This window comes from Streptomyces sp. NPDC051963 (assembly GCF_044593495.1).
Lineage (GTDB): Bacteria > Actinomycetota > Actinomycetes > Streptomycetales > Streptomycetaceae > Streptomyces.
In genome coordinates, this window is record NZ_JBIUCC010000011.1 from 95,948 (window position 1) to 117,392 (window position 21,445).

Here is a 21,445-nt window from a genome sequence, read left to right on the forward strand (position 1 = left end):
CCGGCAAGGGACGCGGCGTCATGACGACGAGCGCGGGATCAGTTCCGTCGCCAGTACCACCTGCCGTCGCTCCAGGCCCCGGGACGCCGGCGGGCGGCGGTCGGCTATCTCCGCGAGGAGGAGGTCGATCATGCGGCGGCCCATTTCCTCGATGGGCTGACGGACGCTGGTGAGGGGCGGGTCCATGTGGCGGGCTATGGCGGAGTCGTCGTAGCCGACGAGGGCGACGTCGTCGGGGATACGGCGGCCTGCCTCGCGGAGGACCTGGCGGGCGCCCGCCGCCATCACGTCGGAGCCGGCGAAGACCGCGTCCAGGTGGGGGCAGCGCTCGATCAGTCTCGCCATCGCACGGTTGCCGCCCTCCTCGGTGAAGTCGCCGGGTTCGATGAGGAGTTCGTCGACGTCGTGGCCCGCGTCGCGCAGGGCGTCGCGGTAGCCGTCGACGCGGCGCTGGGCGCCGTAGACGTCCTGGCGGCCGGTGATGTGGGCGATCGTGCGGCGGCCGCGGGAGAGGAGGTGCTCCACGGCCGAGCGGGCGCCGCCGTAGTTGTCGGAGTCGACCGAGGTGAGCGTTTCCGCGGCCGAGCGCGGGCCGCTGATCACCGCGGGTATCTCGAGCTGGGCGAGAAGGTCGGGGAGCGGATCGTCCGCGTGGACCGAGACCAGCAGGACGCCGTCGACACGGTGGGCGGCGAGGTACTGGGCCAGCCGGCGGCGCTCCCGGTCGCTGCCCGCGAAGATCAGCAGCAACTGCATCTCCGTGTCGGAGAGTTCGGCGCCCACACCCTTCAGCATGTCCGAGAAGTACGGCTCCGCGAAGAAACGGGTCTCCGGCTCGGGGACGACCAGGGCGATCGCGTCGGTGCGGTTGGCGGCGAGGGCGCGGGCAGCGGTGTTCGGGACGTAGCCGAGTTCCGCGACCGCCGCCTCGACGGCCGCGCGGGTGGCGTCGCTGACCCGGGGCGAGCCGTTGATCACCCGGGAGACCGTGCCCCGGCCGACCCCGGCGCGGGCGGCGACCTCCTCGAGGGTGGGCCGACCGCCACTGCGGCTCCGCGCTCCATGGATTGCCATGTGGCTCCGCCTTTCCACCGTTGACGCGCCGGCCTGGAATCTAACAGTCGTGGCTGAGATGGTGACCTTCCGCGCCGCCGCCCCGACCGCCCGGACCCCGACCCCGAGTCCAGTTAACGGCCCGATAACTGAACGCATCTCTCCGCGCCCGCTCCCTTGACACCCCCGCCCGGACCGACGACTCTTCAACACATCACATGTGGGAGCGCTCCCACAGTACCTGACACATAAACATCCCGCACGTTCCCCGCCCGCGCCGCAGCGAGAACCAACGGGCCCAACAGTGCAGTTGGCCGGGGGGTCGGCACGTCAGGCAACAGGAGGACGCAATGCGCACGAGTACCCGCCGGTCCCGCAGGCTGTCGGCCCTCGCGGTCGCCGCCGCGCTGACTACGGGCCTGCTGGCCGGCTGCGCCGAGGACTCGGACGACTCCGGATCGAACGAGGGCGGTGGCAACGCCGACGGCAAGACCACCCTGACCGTCGGTACGTTCGGCGTCTTCGGCTACAAGCAGGCCGGTCTGTACGACGAGTACATGAAGCTCCACCCCGACATCAACATCAAGGAGAACGTCACCACCCGGACCGACGTCTACTGGCCGAAGACGCTGACCCGGCTCCAGGCCGGTTCGGGCACCGACGACATCCAGGCGATCGAGGTCATGAACGTGACCGAGGCCGTGGAGACCCAGGCCGACAAGTTCGTCGACCTCGGCAAGGACGCCGACACCTCGCAGTGGCTGGACTGGAAGACCGCGCAGGCCACCTCCAAGGACGGCAAGGTGATCGGGCTCGGCACCGACATCGGCCCGATGGCGATCTGCTACCGCAAGGACCTGTTCCAGAAGGCCGGCCTGGAGACCGACCGCACCAAGCTCGCCGAGCAGTGGAAGGGCGACTGGGGCAAGTACGTCGACGTCGGCAAGCAGTACATGGAGAAGGCGCCCAGCGGCACCAAGTTCGTGGACTCCGCCTCCTCCGTCTACAACGCGGCCCTCGGCGGCGGGACCGAGCGCTACTACGAAACAGATGGAACCGTCATCTGGGACAAGTCCGACGGTGTCAAGAAGGCCTGGGACGTCGCCATGGAGGTGGCGACCAGCAACATGTCGGCGAAGCTGAAGCAGTTCGACAAGCCGTGGGACCAGGGCTACGCCAACGGCACCTTCGCGACCGTGGCCTGTCCGGCCTGGATGATCGGCTACATCCAGGAGAAGTCCGGTGACTCCGGCAAGGGCAAGTGGGACGTGGCCGCGGCCCCGACCGCGTCCAACTGGGGCGGCTCGTTCCTCGGTGTGCCGACGGCGAGCAAGAACCAGAAGGAGGCCGTCGAGCTGGCGAAGTGGCTGACCGCGCCCGAGCAGCAGGCGAAGGTCTTCGCCAAGCAGGCCAGCTTCCCGTCGACCCCGTCGGCGTACGACAGCCTGAAGCCGGCGGCCGCCACCACGGCCTACTTCTCGAACGCGCCGATCACGGACATCTTCTCGGCCTCGGCCGAGACCATCCCGACGCAGTACTTCGGCATCAAGGACCAGGCGATCAACACCGCGCTGACCGACATCGGCATTCTCCAGGTCGAGCAGAAGGGCAAGTCCGCCGACGAGGGCTGGGACGCCGCCGGCAAGGAGATCAAGGACGTGCTCGGCCAGTGACCAGCTCCAAGCAGGCACTCGCGCATCCTGCGTCGAGCGCCGAGGCCGCGTCCGGCGATGAGCCGGGCGCGGCCCGGGGCGCTCACGGTCGCGGTAAGCCGCCCCCGGGCCCGGGTTCCTGGCGGAGCCGGCTGTACCGCTGGGACATGAAGGCGTCGCCGTACGCGTTCATCGCCCCCTTCTTCATCGTCTTCGGGGCGTTCAGCCTCATCCCGCTGCTGTACACGGCCTGGTACTCGCTGCACAACGTGCAGCTGGCCGATCTGGACAACCAGAAGTGGGCGGGCCTGGACAACTACCAGAACCTGCTGTCCTCGGACTTCTTCTGGAACGCCCTGTGGAACACGTTCACCATCGGCGTGATCTCGACCGTGCCGCAGCTGATGATGGCGATCGGCCTGGCGCACCTGCTCAACTACCGGCTGCGCGGCTCGACGATGTGGCGGGTCGTGATGCTCACCCCGTACGCCACCTCGGTCGCCGCGGCGACGCTGGTGTTCGTGCTGCTGTACTCCTGGGACGGCGGCGCGATCAACTGGGCGCTCGGCGGCATCGGCATCGATCCGATCAACTGGCGTGAGTCGGACTGGGGTTCGCAGTTCGCCGTGTCGTCGATCGTGATCTGGCGGTGGACCGGCTACAACACGCTGATCTATCTCGCGGCGATGCAGGCGATCCCGTCCGACCTGTACGAGTCGGCGTCGATAGACGGCGCGAACCGCTGGCAGCAGTTCATCCATGTGACGATTCCGCAGTTGCGGCCGACGATCCTGTTCACGGTGGTCGTCTCCACGATCGGCGCGACCCAGCTCTTCGGCGAGCCCCTGCTGTTCGGCGGGGTCAGCGGCTCCAAGGGCGGCTCGGACCACCAGTACCAGACGCTCGGTCTGTACATGTACGACCAGGGCTGGATCATCGGCAACCTCGGCAAGGCGTCCGCAATCGCGTGGTCGATGTTCCTCATCCTGGTGATCGTCGCCGTGATCAATCTGGTGTTCACCCGACGTCTGAGGAAGTCCCAATGACCACAAGTGAACTGACGCGACCTCAGGCGCCGGTGAAGAGCGACGCGCCACGGCGCCGGATCATGGGCGCGGGCAAGCAGCGGCACGCCGGCCCGGTGACCTACGTCGTCCTGACCGTCTTCGCGCTGGTGTCGCTGGCGCCGCTGGTGTGGACGGCGATCGCCGCCTCGCGCACCGACCGGCGGCTCGCGGAGACTCCGCCGCCGCTGTGGTTCGGCGGGAACCTGTTCAAGAACATGGAGACGGCGTGGGAGGAGGCGGGTCTCGGCACGGCGATGTTCAACACGACGTTCGTCGCGGGCACGATCACCGTCTCCACGGTGCTGTTCTCCACGCTCGCCGGGTTCGCCTTCGCCAAGCTGCGGTTCAGGTTCTCCGGTGCGCTGCTCCTGCTGACCATCGGCACGATGATGATCCCGCCGCAGCTGGCCGTCGTACCGCTGTATCTGTGGATGGCCGACCTGGGCTGGTCGAACCAGCTCCAGACCGTCATCCTGCCCACCCTGTGCACCGCGTTCGGCACGTTCTTCATGCGGCAGTACCTGGTGCAGGCGCTGCCGACGGAGCTGATCGAGGCGGCGCGGGTGGACGGGGCGAGCAGTCTGCGGGTCGTGTGGCACGTGGTCTTCCCGGCGGCGCGGCCCGCGATGGCCGTGCTGGGCCTGCTGACGTTCGTGTTCGCCTGGAACGACTTCCTGTGGCCGATCATCGCCCTCAACCAGGAGAACCCGACCGTGCAGGTCGCGCTGAACTCCCTCGGTACCGGCTATGTCCCGGACCAGGCGGTGATCATGGCGGGCGCGCTGCTGGGCACGCTGCCGCTGCTGATCGCCTTCCTGCTGTTCGGCAAGCAGATCGTGGGCGGCATCATGCAGGGCGCGATCAAGGGCTGACGCCCGGACGCCGCCCGAGGGGCCGAGTCACCGCCGCCTCGGCCCCTTGTCCCCCCTCCCCCAATCTCCGGTCTTCACGACCTCCAATGGGAGCGCTTCCATGCCTGAGTCCGAATCGCCCGTGACCTTTCCTCCCGCCTTCCTCTGGGGCGCCGCGACCTCCGCGTACCAGATCGAGGGGGCGGTGCGGGAGGACGGCCGCACCCCCTCGATCTGGGACACCTTCAGCCATACGCCGGGGAAGACGGCCGGCGGTGAGCACGGTGACATCGCTGTCGACCACTACCACCGCTACCGCGAGGACGTCGCGTTGATGGCGGAGCTGGGCCTGACCGCGTACCGCTTCTCGGTCTCCTGGCCGCGGGTGCAGCCGACGGGCCGCGGCCCGGCCGTCCAGCGGGGTCTGGACTTCTATCGCCGGCTGGTCGACGAACTGCTGGCGGCAGGCATCAAACCGGCGCTCACCCTCTACCACTGGGATCTGCCGCAGGAGTTGGAGGACGCGGGCGGCTGGCCGGAGCGGGACACGGCGTTCCGCTTCGCCGAGTACGCGCAGATCGTCGGCGAGGCGCTCGGCGACCGGGTGGAGCAGTGGATCACGCTCAACGAGCCGTGGTGCAGCGCGTTCCTGGGCTACGGGTCGGGGGTGCACGCGCCGGGCCGCACGGACGCGGCGGCCTCGCTGAAGGCGGCCCACCATCTGAACCTGGCGCACGGTCTGGGTACGTCGGCTCTGCGCTCGGCGATGCCGGCCCGCAACTCGGTGGCGGTGAGCCTCAACTCCTCGGTGGTCAGGACGGTTTCCGAGGACCCGGCCGATCTGGCGGCGGCCCAGAAGATCGACGATCTGGCCAACGGCGTCTTCCACGGTCCGATGCTGAGCGGCAGCTACCCGCAGACACTGTTCGCGGCGACGTCGTCGGTCACGGACTGGTCGTACGTCCTGGACGGCGATCTGGCCCTGATCCACCAGCCGTTGGACGCGCTGGGCCTCAACTACTACACCCCGGCGCTGGTTTCGGCGACGGAGCCGGCCGCGCCCGGCCCGCGGGCGGACGGCCACGGAGCGAGCTCGTTCTCCCCCTGGCCGGGCGCGGACGACGTCGCCTTCCACCAGACCCCGGGCGAGCGTACGGAGATGGGCTGGACGATCGACCCGACCGGCCTGCACGACCTGATCATGCGCTACACGCGCGAGGCCCCTGGCCTGCCCCTGTATGTGACGGAGAACGGCGCGGCCTACGACGACAAGCCGGACCCGGACGGCCGCGTCCACGATCCCGAGCGGATCGCCTACCTCCACGGCCATCTGACCGCCGTACGCCGGGCGATCAGCGACGGCGCCGACGTCCGCGGCTACTACCTGTGGTCCCTGATGGACAACTTCGAGTGGGGGTACGGCTACGGCAAGCGCTTCGGCGCGGTGTACGTGGACTACTCGACGCTGGAGCGGACGCCGAAGTCGAGCGCGCTCTGGTACGGGGAGGCGGCGCGCACGGGGGCCCTGCCTGCCGTCGAGGGGGACTGAGCGGGGGGCGGGGCGCGGCACGTCGAGGGTCGTGCCGCGCCCCGGTCTGTCCGGTGACGCTGTTTCTCAGCGGGGCTGCCGTACGACCGCGATCTCTCCCGGCGCGACCTGGACCGTGCCCTCCGTGACCGGCTTCCCGGTGAGGAGTTCGGTGGCGTCGGAGGGGACCGGGATCTCGGCTCCCTTTCCGGCATGGTCGATCAGGAAGAGATAGTCGGCGTCCGCGCCGCGCCGCAGCACCGCTTCGATGCCCTCGGGGACGGCGTCCAGCACGGGCCGTACGCCTGCCTCGTCGCGGATGCGTTCCAGGAGGGCGGCGAGGGTGTCCGGGTCGGGGCGGGTCGACAGGTACCAGGTCGTGCCGGTGCCGTGGGAGTTGCGAGTCACCGCCGGGATCCCGGCCAGGGGGCCGTCCGTGTACGACGCCACCGCCTCGGCGCCGTCCAGGCGGACGCGCTCCGACCACAGGGTTCCGGTCGCGTCGCCGCCGAGTCCGACCGTCTCGCCCGGCAGCAGCGGGAACACCTCGTCCGTGCTGACGCCCAGCGCCTCCCGGAACGCGCCCGGGTAACCGCCCAGCCGTACATGGCAGTTGTGGTCGACCATCCCGCTGTGGAAGCCGACGGCCAGCGTGCCGCCGCGCTCGGCGAAGCCGGTGAGGTTGGCGGCGCCCGTGTCGTCGACCAGGTAGAGGCTCGGGGCGAGGACGAGGCGGTACGAGGACAGGTCCGCGTCCGGGCGTACGAAGTCCACGGCGACGCCCGCCCGCCACAGGGGCTCGTACCAGTCCCGGACCAGGTCCTGGAACCGCACCTGCTCGCTCGGCTGGGACGGTAGCTCCATCGCCCAGCGTGCGTCCCAGTCCCAGACCACGGCCACGTGTGCCGTGCCCGTGCTGCCGCGCACCTCGGCCAACGCCTTGAGATCCGCGCCCAGTCGGACGACGTCCCGCCAGATCCGGCTGTCCGTCCCCGCGTGCGGCAGCATCGCCGAGTGCCACTGCTCGGCGCCCGCCTTGGCGGCCCGCCACTGGAAGTAGGCGATGCCGTCCGCGCCGTGGGCGACATGGGCGAGGGCGTTGCGGCGCAACTCCCCCGGGTTCTTCGCCCTGTTGACCGGCTGCCAGTTGACCGCGCCCGTGGAGTGCTCCATCAGCAGCCAGGGGCCGCCCGCGAGGGAGCGCACCAGGTCGCCGCTGAGCGCGATGTCGATCTCCGACTCCGGGTCGGCGGACTGGAGGTAGTGGTCGTTCGACACCACGTCCAGCTCGGGGGCCCAGCGCCAGTAGTCCAGGGCGTCGAAGTTGTACATCACCATGAAGTTGGTGGTGGCGGGGGTCGACGGGGCCGCTTCCCGCAGGACGTCCCGTTCCGCCTTGTACAGCGACAGCAGTGCGTCGCTGCAGAAGCGGCGCCAGTCCAGCTGGTGGGTCGGGTTGGGGACGGCGCCCGTCGCACGGGGCGGGATGATCTCGTCCCAGTCGTAGTACCACTGGCTCCAGAAGGCGGTGCCCCAGGCGTGGTTGAGGGCGGCGAGGTCGTCGTCGTACTTGGCCCGCAGCCATACGCGGAACGCCGCCGCGCTCTCGTCGCAGTAGCACTCCGCGTTGTGGCAGCCGTACTCGTTGTGGACGTGCCACATCACCACGGCCGGGTGGTCGGCGTACCGCTCGGCCAGCGCGCCCGCGATCCGCAGCGCCGCCTCCCGATAGGCGGGGCTCGACGGGCAGAACGTCTGGCGGCTGCCGTACGAGAGGGTGCGGCCGTCCTTGTCGACGGGCAGCGCCCGAGGGTGCTTGCGGAAGAACCACGCCGGGGGTGCGGCCGTCGGGGTCGCCAGGTCGGCGGCGATGCCGTGCTCGTGGAGCAGGTCGAGGATCCTGTCCATGCGCGAGAAGTCGTACGCGCCCTCGGACGGTTCGAGCAGCGCCCAGGAGAAGATGCCGACGCTGACCATGGTCACGCCGGCCTCACGCATCAGCCGTACGTCCTCGGCCCAGACGTCCTCGGGCCACTGCTCGGGGTTGTAGTCGCCGCCGTAGGCGATGCCCGGGACGTTCAGCATGCGTCAACTCCCGTGAGAAGGCGGCGCGTTGTCTCCACGCCCCACTCGTCCAGCGCCAACAGCCGGTCGCTGGACGCCATCAGGCCGCCGGTCGCCTCCACATGCGCGGCCCAGCGCTCCCGCGTCTCCACTGCCGGACGCGCCATCAGACAGTCCGGGTCGTTGATCCAGAGTCGCCCGTGCTGCCACTGCCGCCCGACGCCGGTGAACTCGGCGGCGTCCTGGCCGGGTTGGCTGTAGTCGTCGGCCTGGGGGCGGCGGTACGGGGCGGTGTCGGCGCTGACGCGCATCGCGTCGAACAGACCGATGGAGGGGAGGATCGGGGCGCCACAGCCCAGCAGGTATGCCTCCTCGCCGATCGCCTGGCGGATGAGGGTGATGCCCTCGCGGTACGCGGTGAGTGCGTCCGCACCGGAGTGTCGTACGCCGTCCAGGGCGCCCGCGTAGAGGAAGTCGACCTTGAAGTAGTCGTAGCCCTCGGTGCGGAGCGTGGTGAACACCTCGACCAGGTAGGCCGCGGCCTGCGGGTGCGTGGTGTCCAGGACGTACAGGTCGTGGCCCCAGTTGACGCCGGCGTGCAGGGGCGTGCCGTCCGCGTCGCGCACCAGCCAGTCGGGCCGGCCGGCGGCCAGTTCGCTGCCCGGGTCCACCAGGAACGGCGCCGTCCAGATGCCCGCCCGGCGGCCCCGGGCGCGGATCGCGTCGGCGATGCCCTCGCGGGAGCGGAAGCGGCCGGAGAGGGTGAGCCAGTCGCCGAGCGCGCTCTGGTAGCCGTCGTCGATCTGGACGACGTCGATGGGCAGGTCGAGGGTGTCCATCGCACGGAGGTTCTCGTGGATGTCGTCCTCGGTGACGTCGGTGAAGTACTCGTACCAGGAGCACCAGACCGTGGGGGCCGGGCGGGGGGCCGGTACGCCGAGGCCGTCGGCCCAGTCCGCCAGTACCGACTGGACGGACGTCCCGGTCAGCAGCTTCACCGGCCCGTCGGCCGCGACCTCCACGTGATCGCCCTGGACGGTCACACGGATGGACGGGACCGAGTGCTGCGGGTCCGCCGCCGCCCACAGCCGGGCCGGTGAGCCGTCGCCCGGGTCGAGCGCGAGCAGCCCTTCACCCTGGAAGGCCCCGGCGGCGACGGTGACGCCGGGCCGGTAGCAGACGGTCGCCCAGTTGGCGTTGGTGGGGCGGTGCGGGGTGTCGCCGAGGGCGTAGGCGCCGCTGGGGCTCCAGGACTGCCAGCCCTCCTCGTGGACGCGGGCGGTGCGCCGGTCCACGGGGACGGTGGCGAGCGGGGTGAAGGGGGTGTGCACGGGGTTCTCTTTCGGGGAAAGGGGGGTCAGCCCTTGTTGGCGCCCAGGGTCAGGCCGCTGACGAACTGGCGCTGGAGCACGAAGTACACGATCAGCGTGGGGATCGCGGTGAGCAGGGCGCCGGCGGCGACCAGGTTGGGGTCGGTGAAGTACGCCCCGGTGAGGTTGTTCAGGGCCGAGGTGATCGGCATGTTCTCGCCGGTCGAGATCAGGACGAGGGCCCAGAAGAAGTCGTTGTAGATCCAGATGGACAACAACGTGGCCAGGGCGGCCATCGCCGGGCGGCACAGCGGCAGCACGATCTGCCAGTACTGGCGCCACACCGAGGCACCGTCCACCAGCGCGGCCTCGGTGAGCTCGTGCGGAAGGGAGCGCATGTAGTTGCTCAGCACGAAGGCACAGAAGCCGGACTGGAACGCGACATGGATGAGGACCAGGCCGAGCGCGGAGTCGTACAGCTTGCCGGACATGGTGATGCCGGGCAGGTCGATCAGCAGGTACATCCGGTACAGCGGGGTGATGATGACCTGCTGCGGGAGCAGGTTGCCCGCCGTGAAGACCAGCAGCAGCGCCAGGTTGAGGCGGAAGTCGAAGCGGCTGACGTAGAAGGCGACCATCGACGACAGGAACAGCGTCAACAGCACCGCCGGGACGGCGATGATCATCGTGTTGACGAAGTAGTGGCCCATGTCCGACTGCTGAAACGCGTTCGTGAAGTTGTCGAAGCTCAGCGAGTCGGGCCAGGAGACATAGCCCTTCTCGCTGGTCTCCGCATACGGACGCATCGCCGAGTACAGCGCCCACAGCAGCGGACCGAGCCAGGCCAGCGCGGCGCCCGCGAGGAACAGGTGCAACAGGATCCGGGCCGGGCGGACGGGCGTGCGGACCTTGGGCGTACGGACCTTGGTCACGACGGTGGTGCTCATGCGCGCCGCTCCTTCCGGAAGGTGGCCACCAGATACGGAATGATCACGACGAGCGAGATCAGCAGCAGCACGACCGCGATCGCGGAGCCGTAGCCGATGCGGCTGGACTCGCCGATGATGTTGTTGGTGACCAGGATCGAGAGCAACTCGGTGCCCTCGGCGCCCTTGTTGAAGACGAAGACCAGGTCGAAGGCGCGCAGGGCCTCGATGATGGTGACGACCAGGACCACGGTGTTGGTGGGGCGCAGCGTCGGGAAGATGACGTTCTTGAACGTCTGCCACTCATTGGCGCCGTCCAGCGCGGACGCCTCCCGCAGCGAGGGGTCGACGCCCTTCAGACCGGCCAGGTAGAGGATCATCATGTAGCCGGTGTGGCGCCAGGACGCGGCGATGAGGATCGCCCAGAGGTTGAGGTCCGGGTCGCCGATCCAGTCGATGTACTTGCCCGGCTCGTTGGCCCCGATGACGCTGTTGATCAGTCCGGTGTCGGGGTTGTAGATGAGCTGCCAGACGAAACCGATCACGGCCATCGACATGACGACGGGCAGGAAGAACGCCGTCTGGTACACCCTGCTGAACCGGATCTTCTTGTCCAGCTGCACGGCCAGGAACAGGCCGAGCGGCGTCGGGATCGCGATCAGCACGACGAACCAGATGACGTTGTGCTGGACGGCGGGCCAGAACTGCGGGTTCTGCTCGAAAAGCTCCTTGAAGTTCTGCAACCCGACCCACTGGATCGAGTCGAAGCCGATGCCGTCCCAGGTGGTGAAGGCCAGCGCGACCGAGGCGAGCGCGGTGACCCAGACGAGGGCGATGTGCAGGATCGTCGGCAGACCCGCCATGAAACCGAGGGTGATCCGGTCGCGGCGGGTGAGCAGACGGCGGTGGCCACGGCGGGCCTTGGGTGCGGGGGCAACGCCCGGAGGCGGCACGGCGGCCGCCTCCGGGATCTCCTTGGTGGTCTCGGTTGTCATGAGGAGGCGAAGATCGTCTTCTTCTGGCGCTCGATCGAGGACAGCAGACTGTCGACGCCCTTGGGGTCGCGGATGAACTTCTGGAGCGACGGCTGCATCACCGTGGAGGTGAAGTCCGGGCGGCTGTCGCGGTCCATGAACTGGGTGAGGCTCTTGGCGCCGGAGATCATGTCGTACGCCTTCTTCTGAAGGGGGGTGTACGACGAGGTGTCGGCCTTGGTGGAGGCGTGGACCGCGCTCGGGTCGGACTTGAGGTAGATGGTCTCGGCGTCCGGAGTGCCCAGGTACTCCAGGAGCTTGACCGCCTCGGTCTTGTTCTTCGGGCTCTTGCTCATCATGAAGCCGTCGGTCGGCGCCTCGACGGTGTCCTGTCCGTACGCCGGGTCGATCTCCGGGAAGGCGAAGAAGTCGAGGTCTTCCAGGTCGGCCGCGTTGGTGAACTGCTGCGCCACGAAGGTGCCCAGCAGGTACATGCCCGCCTTCTTCGACACCAGGGTCTGCGCGGCGTCCTGCCAGGTACGGCCGACGGCGCCTTCCTGGTGGTAGGGGAGGATCTCGGTCCACAGGTCGAAGGCGGACTTCACCTTGGCGTCGGTCCAGGACGCCTTGCCCGCCATCAGGTCGACGTGGAAGTCGTAGCCGTTCTTGCGGAAGTTGATCTGGTCGAAGGTGCCGAGCGCGGGCCAGGCGTCCTTGTCGCCGAAGGCGATCGGCACCAGCTTGTCCTTCTGCATCTGCTTGCACAGCGCCACGAAGTCGTCCCAGGTGGTGGGGACTTCGTAGCCGTACTGCTTGAAGACGCTCTTCCGGTAGAAGATCGCCCAGGGGTACGTGTACAGCGGCACGAAGTAGTACTTGCCGTCCTCACCCTTGCTGAGCTTCTGCATCGCCGCGGGGAAGTTGCCCCCGATGGTCTGCCACACGTCGTCGATCGGGGTGGCGAGACCCTTGGCCGCGAAGAACTGCATCCGGAAGCCCGCGAACCAGGTGAACACGTCGTCCGGCGTGCCCTGGAGGTAGGAGTTGATCTGCTCCTGGAAGGTGTTGGAGTCCTTGGTGTTCACGTCGACCGTGATGCCGGACTTCTTCTTGTACGCCGCGTAGATGTCGGCGAACGCCTTCTTCGGCACCGCGTCCGACGCCTTCGAACCCAGCGTGACCGTCTTCGGGTCGGCGGCCGTACCGCTGCCGCCGCAGGCACTGAGCAGAGGTATGCCGGCACCGAGCACGGCCGCGCCGCCTATGCCGCGCAGCAGGGTGCGCCGGCTGGGCGCGGGAAGGGCGAGACCCGAGGGGGAGAGATCAGGCATGAACGGCTCCAGGGGTGAGGGTTCGGCCATGAGCGAGCCAGATCGAGTTCCGTCTTAATCACTCAGAAATCAACTTGACCGAACATGGGTGGCGTAATAACAGCTGTATGTCCAGTCATGCGTCAAGGGTTTGCCGCCCCAGTTGTCGAAACGTAATCGACATCACCGGGCCCCTGTCAGAGCACGCAAAGGGGGCGCACAGCCGCCGGTGCGGCTGTGCGCCCCTGTGGGGGGTGGCTCGGCCTACTGGAAGGCGGCGAAAGCCTTCGAGAACGCGTGCTCGTCCTGGAGGATCGAGCTGCATGTCGCGTCGGCGGAGGGCTTGGTGCCGCCCGGGCACTGCTTGTCGCGGGTCGCGGACCACATCGACAGCCAGCCGAGGCCCTTGGACTTCGCGAAGTTCACCAGCTGGGTGGCGTCGTCGACCTTGAAGATCTCGGTCACGACGTCGTTGACGCCGATCATCGGGGTGACCGCGACCGTCTTCCAGGCCGCGCTGTCGGAGAGCCCGAGGACGCTCTTGACCTGAGCCTGGGTGGCGGTGGCCGCCTGCTCGGCGTAGGTGCCCATGTCGCCGCTGTACGCCGGGCCGTAGTCCATCGCCATGATGTTGACGGTGTCGATGCCGACGCCGTTCTGCTTGGCGTCCGCGAGCAGGTCCACGCCGGCCTGGGTCAGGCCCTCCGGCATCACCGGGAGGGTGAAGGAGACGTCCAGGTCCGGGTGCGCCTGCTGGAGCTCGGCGATGGCCTGGGCGCGGCGCGTGTTCGCCGCCGTGTCCGGCAGCGCGCCGCCCTCGACGTCGAAGTCGACCTTGGTGAGCTTGTAGGCGTCCACGACCTTGCTGTACGCCGTCGCCAGCGCGTCCGCCGAGGAGCAGGTCGTGGCCAGCTCGGAGCCCGCCGCGCCGCCGAAGGAGACCCGGACGTCGCCGCCCTTGGCCCGCAGGTCGCCGATCTGCGCGGCCACCGCGTCGCTCCCCAGGTCGCTCACACCGCCCCACTTGGGTGTGCAGCCGCCGCCGTCGGTGATGAAGGCGAGGTTGTAGTTCTTCACGCCGGTGGCCGTGGCGGCGCCGACCAGGTCGAAGGCCGGGTAGAGGGAGGTGTCGACGTACGGGGCGAAACCGGCGGCGGCGGTGGTGCCGTCGCCCGAGCTCTCGGAGGGGGTGGCGGTCGGGGGCGCGGTCTCGGTCTCGGACGGGGTGGCGGAGGGCTTCGGGGTCGCCGTCGGGGTCGGGGTCTCGGTCGGGCGGCCGGTCGGCTCCGGTGTGGCGCCCTCGTCCGCGGAACACTTCTGGTCGCCGATGAGACAGCCGGCCGGGGCGCCGGTGCCGTTCACCACGAAGCCGACGGTGACCGACTCGCCGGGCGCGAGCCCGTCCTTGTCCCAGGACGCCGGCTTCACGGTGACGTGCGAACCGCTGACGCTGGACTCGGCGTTCCACAACGAACTGAGTCTGCTGCCGGAGGGCAGATCGAACTCCAGCGTCCAGTCGCTCTGCGCCGCGCCGGATGTGTTCGTGACGACGTACTGCCCGGTGTAACCCGTCGACCAGTCACTGGTCTTGGTGTACGCGGCGCCGACGCCGGCCGCCTGCGCGGTCCCGGTGAACAGGATCGCGCCGGCGCCGACCACGGCCGCGGCGACCAGGCCGCCTATCGCCTTGTTCCTGCTGCTGACCTGGCGCCGGTGCGTCATCGCGTGCCTGCCTTCGCCGTTCACGGGGGGTGGGGGTGCGGCAGCACGCTAGCGACCGGGAATCGGGCAAAGCACCTGATCCGGGCGGGGGTTGGGGATCTTAGGGCGGGCTTAAGGATGAGATCGGGGGCGGTTAAAGGTCGAGACCAATCGTCCCCTTCACCACCACAACGAAGGGCGACGGACGGGCGTTCACTTCACCACCACAACGAAGGGCGGCGAACAGCGTTCACTTCACGGAAGCCGAGCGCCGGCGCCGACGCACCGTCCCCCGGTGCCCCCGCCGCTCCGGCGCCCGCCCGTCCAGCTGGATCCAGATCCGCACCTCCGTGCCGCCGAGCACCGAGGAGCCGATCCGTACGTCGCCGCCCGTCGACTCCGCGAGGCGCCGCACGATGTCGAGTCCGAGGCCGGTCGAGCCGGCGCTCCCCGACCCGCGCCCACGGGCCATCGCCGCGTCGGGGTCGAGAATGCCGGGACCCGCGTCGGAGACCAGCACGATCACCGCGTCCTCGCTGTTGTGCACGTCGACCGCAAAGGCCGTGCCCTCCGGAGTGTGCCGGAAGACATTGCCCAGCAGGGCGTCCAGCCCGGCCGCAAGATCCGCCCGGGCCACGGGTATCCGCACCGGCCGGTCGACCCCGGCCACCCGCACCTTGCGCCCCTCGTCCTCGGCGAGCGCCGACCAGAACCCCATCCGCTCCCGCACCACTTCGGCCGCGTCACAGCCGCCACCGGCACCAGGCGCCGCGGTCTGCGGCTTGGCCTCCCGCGCCGTCTGGATGATGGTGTCGACCTCACGCTCCAGCTGCGCGACGGCGGCCCGCGTCTGCTCGGCGGCGGGCCCGTCCCCGAGCGAGGCGGCGTTGAGCCGGAGCACGGTGAGCGGCGTCCGCAGCCGGTGCGACAGATCGGCCGCCAACTCCCGCTCATTGGCGAGCAGTTGTACGACCTGATCGGCCATGGAGTTGAACGCGACCGCCGCCAGCCGCAGTTCGGTCGGCCCCTCCTCCGGCACCCGGGCGCCCAGCTTCCCCTCCCCCAGCTCATGCGCACCCTCGACCAGTCGCTGCGCGGGCTGCACCATCCGGACCCCCAGCCGGTCGGCGACCGCGACCGAGCCGACGACGAGCGCGACACCCACCACGGCGAGCACGGCCCAGGCGGTGTCGACGCCGTTGGTGACCTCGGACTCGGGGACGTACACCTCCACGACGGCGATCTCGCCGGAGCTCAGCGCGACCGGCTGGAGCAGCGTGGAGCCGCCGGGCACCTCGGTGGTGGAGGCGCGGCCCAACTTTCGCACGGTCGCGATGTCCTCGTCGGCGGCGCGCTGCTTGCCCAGGTCGACGGCCGTGGCGCCGTCGGCGGCCGGTATGTGCACGGCCATCCCGGAATCCGAGCCGGCGGAGGCGACGACCCGCTCCAGCTGGTCGCGGTCGGTGGTGATGGACAGGGCCGGGGCGACGGCCGCGGCCTCCCGCTCGGCGTTGGAGAACGCGCGGTCCCGGGCCATCTCCTTGATGACGAGGCCGAGCGGCACCGCGAAGGCGACCACGACCATGGCGGTGACCGCCAGCGAGACCTTGACCAGTGCCCACCTCATGGCTCCACCCCCGGTGGCTCCAGCTTCACACCGACCCCGCGCAGGGTGTGCAGATAGCGCGGCCGCGCCGCCGTCTCCCCCAGCTTCCGGCGCAGCCACGACAGATGGACGTCGATGGTCTGGTCGTCGCCGTACGACTGCTGCCACACCTCGGCGAGCAGCTCCTTGCGCGCCACGACGACACCGGGCCGCCCGGCCAGGAAGGCGAGCAGATCGAACTCGCGCCGGGTCAGGTCGAGGCGTACGCCGTCCAGCTCGGCCTGTCGGCGCAGCGGATCCACGGTCAGCCCGCCGACGCGGATGACGGTGGACGGGGGCGCCTCCCCCGCCGCCGCGCGGGACCGCCGTAGCACCGCGGCCATCCGGGCGGAGAGGTGGTCGACCGAGAACGGCTTGGTCAGGTAGTCGTCCGCGCCCGCGTTCAGCAGGCGGACGATCTCCGTCTCGTCGTCCCGCGCGGTGGCGATGATCACGGGGACATCGGTGATGCCGCGCAGCATCTTCAGCGCCTCGGACCCGTCCAGATCGGGCAGACCGAGGTCGAGGATGACCACGTCGAAACGGAAATGGGCGACCTCGCGCAGCGCCTCAAGGGCGGTGCCGACGCTGCGCACGGTGTGCGCGGCATCGGTCAGATGCCGGATGAGGGCCGAGCGTACGAACTGGTCGTCCTCGACCACGAGCACACTTGCCATGCGCCGCACCGTACGCCATGCGATGGACACCGGTCCGGCGCCTGTGGATAACTCCCGACGGTGTGCATCCGGGCGACACCGGTGGGACGCGTGAGGCAGTATGGCCCGCGATGCGGAGAGGTCTCATACACGTACTGGCGTGGACGCTCGCCACGGGCGCGGCGGTCACGCTGTCGTGGTGGGGTGTCCACACGGTCATGGCGGGCACGGCCTACGACCCGCCGCGCGCCCTGCCGATTGCCTCCGGCGGTTCGACGACGCAGGAGTCGAGGCCGCTGGCGTCCTCTACGGCGCGTGCCGAGCCCACGCGCGAGCCGTCGAGCAGGGCGCCGTCTACGCCGGCTGCGACGCCCTCGAAGACTCCTACGCAAGCGCCCAGCCCGTCCCCCACTACCTCCGGCCGGGTCAAGAGCTACGACACCGAAGGCGGGCGCGCGGTCTTCGATCTGGGCGAGAGCTACGCCACGCTGGTGTCGGCCTCGCCGGCCGCGGGCTGGTCGATGCAGGTGTGGAAGACGGAGACGTGGATTCGGTTGGAGTTCGCCAAGGGTGCGGATCGGGTAACGGTGTTCTGCACGTGGCACGACAGCGCGCCTCGGGTGGAGATCGAAACGTATTAGCTCCGCGATGGGCTGTTTGTCGTCTGCGGGTCCGTTGTGGCTGGTCGCGCAGTTCCCCGCGCCCCTTTGGGGCGTTTCAATCGGGGCGCTTCAATCGGGGCGCTTCAATCGGGGCGTTTCAATCGGGGCGTTTCAATCGGGGCGTTTCAATCGGAACGCCTCAGCGGAACACCGAGGGCGGGGGCGCGGGGGAAGCGACCGCCACTGCATCCGTGACCGGTGTCGCTCCCCCGGTGAAGTCGGTCAGTGCCCTGCCGTGCTCCACTCGGCCCGGGTGGGGGTCGGAGGCGGCGCGGCGGGTTAGTTCGGCCAACGGAAGAGGGTGGTCGGAGACTACGAGCACCGCGTTGCCGAACCGCTTGCCGCGCAGCACGGTCGGGTCGGCCATCAGCGCGAGTTCGGCGAAGCGGGCGGAGGCGGTGGCTACCTGCCCCCGCAGATGGGCCAGCGGCGGCCCGTCCGCGAGGTTGGCGGCGTACCACCCGCCCGGCCGCAGCGCCCTGCGCACCTCGTCGAGGAACTCGGTCGAGGTCAGATGGGCGGGTGTGCGGGCCCCGCTGAAGACATCGGCGACGACCAGGTCGGCCCACCCGTCGGGCACCTTGGCGAGCCCCTCCCGCGCGTCCACGGACCGCACCCGTACCCGGATCCCCGGCTCCAACGGCAGCTGCCGGCGCACCAGTTCCACGAGGGTGGCGTCCCGCTCGACGACCTGCTGGGTGGACCGGGGCCGGGTGGCGGCGACATAGCGCGCCAGCGTCAGCGCCCCGCCGCCGAGATGGAGGACGTGGACGGGGCTGCCGGGCGGGGCGACGAGGTCGACGACGTGACCCAGCCGCCGCTGGTACTCGAAGGAGAGGTGGAAGGGGTCGTCCAGGTCCACATGGGACTGGGGCGCCCCGTCGATGAACAACGTCCAGGCCCGCCCGCGGTCCCGGTCGGGTATGAGCTCGGCCAGCCCACCATCGACGGCCTCGACGACCGGCGCATCGCCCGCACCGCGGCGCCGCGAGTTCCTGGACTTTCCCATTGGGCCATTATCGGGGCGCGGGGGAAGGTCGGCGCGGGCACGTCACCGACAGTTGTCCGCCGCCTCGATCAGGCGGGCCGCCTCCCCCAGCGCCGCCCGCAGCACCGCGGGGTCCGTCGCCAGGTCGGCCTCTCCCGGGGGGAGCAGCCAGTCCGACCCCTCGACCGGTGGCTCGGGGTTCAGACACAGCCCCCGCCCGTTCGTCTCCGTGCACGTACTCCCGGGGACGTCCCATGCCGCCGCGGTACCCGACGGCACCACGAACCCCAGGGTGTCGCACCCGTCGTCATGGAGCACCGGCCCCACCGAGTCCCCGGCGGCACCGCGCCGCAGGATGTCGACCGCCTCCAGGCCCTGCCGGGCCGGCACCGTCACCAGATCGCACCCGTCCCCTTCGGCAGGGAACTCGGCGGCGAACGGCGTCGCACTGCTCTCCGGCGTCGGCGCATGCCCCGCCGTCGTCACCGGCGCACACGGCACAAACGACGCGACGCTCCGGCTGGTCTCCATCCCGGCCTCCACCACGGAACCCCTCCTAGGGCGAGCGGGTCGGGAGTCGGGCGGCTCCCGGTCCACTGAGTTCAACGCGTCACCGCGTCAACGGCTACGCCGGAAGTCCGCCGCAAAGGATGGCAGTTCATGGCAGATCGTGGATGAGATATCCGGTTTGTAGCCAAACACTGCGTGGTGGCTCCGACACAGCGGGTACGTTCTTGCCCGCCGGACACAGGGTGCCCACACGGACAACTAGCCCTATACCCGGCATGGTTCGACGGTTCGCAAGAGAGGACCCGGCCATGGCGTCGTCACATATGACCCCGTCTCAGTCCCCCCGGCCACCGCGGCCGAATCTCGCGTTCCGGCAGCTGCGCGCCCAGCGCTCGCCGGCCGAGTTCGCCGCGGCGGTCCGTCGGGCCGCCCGCGAGATCGGTGAGCGGGTCAGCTGTGACGCGCGCTATGTCGGTCGGGTCGAGGCGGGTGAGATCCGCTGCCCCAACTACGCATACGAACGGGTGTTCCTGCATATGTTCCCCGGTCGCACGCTCACCGACCTCGGCTTTGCGCCCCGCGCATCCGTACGTGGACGCGGAGCGCGCGAACCCGATGACACGCCCCCTTCGCACACCACGAGCCCGGCGTACGGGACGGGTGAGACGGAAGGGGCAGCCGAGCCGTATGACCCGCAGAACCCCTACGAGACGCACGAGAACCACGAGGAGAGCGACGTGCTACGTCGCGCATTCATGACCAGCGGGGGCGCCACGATGGCCGCCGCCCTGGGCCCCATCGGGCTCACCTTCGAGGCCGCGGCCGCACAGCGCCCGGCCCGCCGCTCCGGAGCGAGCGAGGCGGACGCCCTGGAAGAGGCCGTCCGCAGGATCCGGCTGCTCGACGACCGGCACGGCGCCGACGGCCTCTACCGGCGCGCGGCGGCTCCGCTGCGCGCCGCGTACGCCCTGCTCGACGCCGGCGCGACCCGGCAGACGACCGCCGACCGGCTGCACTCCGGCGCCGGTGAGCTGTCCATCTCGGTGGGCTGGCTGGCCCATGACTCGGGCCGGTTCGACGATGCTCGCTCGCACTACGCGGAGGCGCTCGCGACCGCCCGGATGTCCGGCGACCCTGGGCTGGAGGCGCACGCCTTCTGCAACACGGCGTTTCTCGCGCGGGACGCGGGACGGCCCCGGGAGGCGTTGCGTGCCGCGCAGGCCGCGCAGCGCGTCGCCCGCCCGCTGGGCTCCGCGCGCCTGATGTCGCTGCTCGCGCTGCGCGAGGCGGGCGGCTGGGCGGGGCTCGCCGACCGCACCGGCTGCGAACAGGCCCTCGCCCGTGCACACGCCCTCTACGACCGAGGCCCCTCGGACATCGACCCCGAGTGGATGAGCTTCTACGGAGAGGCCGAACTGGAGGGCCTCGAGGCGCAGTGCTGGTCCACCCTCGGCGACTGGCCCCGCGCGGCCCGCCACGCCCGGCGCGCCGCCCACCTCCAGGACCCCCACTTCACCCGCAACATCGCCCTGTACACCGCCGAGCTCGCCGACGACCTGGCCCGCGGCGGTCACCCCGACGAGGCGGCCCTGGCCGGCATGCGCGTCCTGGACCTCCTGAACGAGGTCCAGTCGTCGCGGATCCAGACCATGCTGGCGGGAACGGCGCGCGTACTGCTGCCGCACCGCCGCGCCTCGGAGGTGTCGGCCTTCCTGGAGCGACACGCATCGCTCCCGCGTATGGCGTGAGCGGCCGCGTACGGCGTGAGCGGCTGCGTACGCCCTACCCGCCCAGGTGCCCCAGGTCGTTCCAGCTCTCGATCGCCGGCTCGCCGTACGCCCATCCCAGCACCGACAGCGACGTGGGGTTGAGCCGGATCCGAGCCGCGAAATCCAGCGGCAGCCCCAGCCACCGCGCGCCGATGGACCGCAGGATGTGCCCGTGGGCGAACACCAGCACATCCCGGTCCGCCGCCCGCGCCCACGCGACGACCTCGTCCGCACGGGCGGTCACCTCGGCCAGGGTCTCCCCCTGCGGCACTCCGTCCCGCCAGATCAGCCAGCCGGGCCGGACGGCCTGGATCTCCTGGGGCGTCATGCCCTCGTAGCCGCCGTAGTCCCACTCCATGAGCACGTCCCAGACACCCGCGCGTTCCCCGAACCCGGCGAGTTCGCATGTCTCACGCGCGCGTGCCAGCGGGCTGGTGCGCACCTCGACGCCGGGGAGACCGTCGTACGGCGCCCGGTGCAGCCGCTCGCCGAGCAGTTTGGCGCCGCGGCGGCCCTCCTCGAGCAGGGGGACGTCGGTCCTGCCGGTGTGTCTGCCGGACAGCGACCACTCCGTCTGTCCGTGCCGGGCCAGCAGGATGCGCGGTGCCATGGAAGACCTTTCCAGAGGGATTCCGGGCGGAATCGAGTCGGGCGTGTCCATCATCGCGCACGGTAGAAAGGGGCAACCCGTCGGGCGATCTCTGCGTCTTCCAGGGCCGGGGGCGCCACTCGGGGGCGCGCACATACACCGTAAAGTGGAACGTCCGGAATGCCGGGCC

At 70.1% G+C, this 21,445-nt stretch carries 18 protein-coding genes; 6 read left to right on the forward strand and 12 right to left on the reverse strand.

The genetic code is table 11. The features are described from left to right. Positions 1-18 precede the first annotated feature (18 nt). Positions 19-1,074 (reverse strand): LacI family DNA-binding transcriptional regulator, encoded by a 1,056-nt coding sequence (locus tag ACIHFB_RS39005; RefSeq protein ID WP_365283111.1) that lies wholly within the window; start codon positions 1,072-1,074, stop codon positions 19-21. Between the two features lie 329 nt (positions 1,075-1,403). On the opposite strand from ACIHFB_RS39005, the gene ACIHFB_RS39010 reads away from it, so the two are divergent. The 4 genes from ACIHFB_RS39010 to ACIHFB_RS39025 all read left to right on the forward strand — a co-directional run bounded on the left by ACIHFB_RS39010 (position 1,404) and on the right by ACIHFB_RS39025 (position 6,172). Next, positions 1,404-2,726, forward strand: a complete 1,323-nt coding sequence (locus tag ACIHFB_RS39010; protein WP_400129381.1) for an extracellular solute-binding protein — start codon at positions 1,404-1,406, stop codon at positions 2,724-2,726. After that, a complete protein-coding gene (locus ACIHFB_RS39015) occupies positions 2,723-3,751 on the forward strand; it encodes a carbohydrate ABC transporter permease (RefSeq protein WP_400129382.1) in 1,029 nt (342 codons plus the stop codon). The genes ACIHFB_RS39010 and ACIHFB_RS39015 overlap by 4 nt, the downstream gene beginning before the upstream one ends. Continuing rightward, positions 3,748-4,644 carry a carbohydrate ABC transporter permease gene (locus tag ACIHFB_RS39020; protein WP_365283117.1) on the forward strand — a complete coding sequence of 299 codons (897 nt, stop codon included), beginning with the start codon at positions 3,748-3,750 and terminating at the stop codon, positions 4,642-4,644. Before ACIHFB_RS39015 ends, ACIHFB_RS39020 begins: the two co-directional genes overlap by 4 nt. Positions 4,645-4,744: 100 nt before the next feature. Continuing rightward, on the forward strand, positions 4,745-6,172 hold the full coding sequence (locus ACIHFB_RS39025; RefSeq protein WP_365283119.1) for a GH1 family beta-glucosidase: 1,428 nt from the start codon (positions 4,745-4,747) through the stop codon (positions 6,170-6,172). 66 nt (positions 6,173-6,238) lie between these two features. Here the strand turns inward: ACIHFB_RS39025 and ACIHFB_RS39030 are convergent, their stop codons facing one another. The 8 genes from ACIHFB_RS39030 to ACIHFB_RS39065 form a co-directional block, all read right to left on the reverse strand. After that, complete coding sequence (locus tag ACIHFB_RS39030; RefSeq protein WP_400129383.1) at positions 6,239-8,236, reverse strand: beta-galactosidase; 1,998 nt, start codon at positions 8,234-8,236, stop codon at positions 6,239-6,241. Next, positions 8,230-9,546 carry a glycoside hydrolase family 36 protein gene (locus tag ACIHFB_RS39035; RefSeq protein WP_400129384.1) on the reverse strand — a complete coding sequence of 439 codons (1,317 nt, stop codon included), beginning with the start codon at positions 9,544-9,546 and terminating at the stop codon, positions 8,230-8,232. Before ACIHFB_RS39035 ends, ACIHFB_RS39030 begins: the two co-directional genes overlap by 7 nt. Positions 9,547-9,572: 26 nt before the next feature. Then, on the reverse strand, positions 9,573-10,472 hold the full coding sequence (locus ACIHFB_RS39040; protein ID WP_400129385.1) for a carbohydrate ABC transporter permease: 900 nt from the start codon (positions 10,470-10,472) through the stop codon (positions 9,573-9,575). Then, positions 10,469-11,446 carry a sugar ABC transporter permease gene (locus tag ACIHFB_RS39045; protein WP_365283127.1) on the reverse strand — a complete coding sequence of 326 codons (978 nt, stop codon included), beginning with the start codon at positions 11,444-11,446 and terminating at the stop codon, positions 10,469-10,471. The genes ACIHFB_RS39040 and ACIHFB_RS39045 overlap by 4 nt, the downstream gene beginning before the upstream one ends. Beyond that, the gene (locus ACIHFB_RS39050) at positions 11,443-12,756 is read right to left on the reverse strand and encodes an ABC transporter substrate-binding protein (protein WP_365283129.1); all 1,314 of its coding nucleotides are present in this window, start codon (positions 12,754-12,756) and stop codon (positions 11,443-11,445) included. Before ACIHFB_RS39050 ends, ACIHFB_RS39045 begins: the two co-directional genes overlap by 4 nt. A 243-nt stretch (positions 12,757-12,999) precedes the next feature. Beyond that, positions 13,000-14,457 (reverse strand): cellulose binding domain-containing protein, encoded by a 1,458-nt coding sequence (locus tag ACIHFB_RS39055; protein WP_400129386.1) that lies wholly within the window; start codon positions 14,455-14,457, stop codon positions 13,000-13,002. Between the two features lie 229 nt (positions 14,458-14,686). Next, on the reverse strand, positions 14,687-16,063 hold the full coding sequence (locus ACIHFB_RS39060) for a HAMP domain-containing sensor histidine kinase (RefSeq protein WP_365283133.1): 1,377 nt from the start codon (positions 16,061-16,063) through the stop codon (positions 14,687-14,689). Next, positions 16,060-16,758: a response regulator transcription factor gene (locus ACIHFB_RS39065; RefSeq protein ID WP_365283135.1), complete on the reverse strand. Its 699-nt coding sequence runs from the start codon at positions 16,756-16,758 to the stop codon at positions 16,060-16,062. Before ACIHFB_RS39065 ends, ACIHFB_RS39060 begins: the two co-directional genes overlap by 4 nt. A 110-nt stretch (positions 16,759-16,868) precedes the next feature. On the opposite strand from ACIHFB_RS39065, the gene ACIHFB_RS39070 reads away from it, so the two are divergent. After that, positions 16,869-17,378: a hypothetical protein gene (locus ACIHFB_RS39070; RefSeq protein ID WP_365283137.1), complete on the forward strand. Its 510-nt coding sequence runs from the start codon at positions 16,869-16,871 to the stop codon at positions 17,376-17,378. Between the two features lie 160 nt (positions 17,379-17,538). Here ACIHFB_RS39070 and ACIHFB_RS39075 read toward each other — a convergent pair whose 3' ends face one another. Beyond that, positions 17,539-18,408 (reverse strand): spermidine synthase, encoded by an 870-nt coding sequence (locus ACIHFB_RS39075; protein ID WP_400129387.1) that lies wholly within the window; start codon positions 18,406-18,408, stop codon positions 17,539-17,541. Positions 18,409-18,450: 42 nt separating this feature from the next. Beyond that, positions 18,451-18,933 carry a hypothetical protein gene (locus ACIHFB_RS39080; RefSeq protein WP_400129388.1) on the reverse strand — a complete coding sequence of 161 codons (483 nt, stop codon included), beginning with the start codon at positions 18,931-18,933 and terminating at the stop codon, positions 18,451-18,453. A 272-nt stretch (positions 18,934-19,205) separates the two neighbouring features. Between ACIHFB_RS39080 and ACIHFB_RS39085 the strand changes: the two genes are divergently transcribed. Further along, positions 19,206-20,645 (forward strand): hypothetical protein, encoded by a 1,440-nt coding sequence (locus ACIHFB_RS39085; RefSeq protein WP_400129389.1) that lies wholly within the window; start codon positions 19,206-19,208, stop codon positions 20,643-20,645. Positions 20,646-20,679: 34 nt separating this feature from the next. Here ACIHFB_RS39085 and ACIHFB_RS39090 read toward each other — a convergent pair whose 3' ends face one another. Next, on the reverse strand, positions 20,680-21,276 hold the full coding sequence (locus ACIHFB_RS39090; protein WP_400129390.1) for a histidine phosphatase family protein: 597 nt from the start codon (positions 21,274-21,276) through the stop codon (positions 20,680-20,682). Between the last annotated feature and the right edge of the window lie 169 nt (positions 21,277-21,445).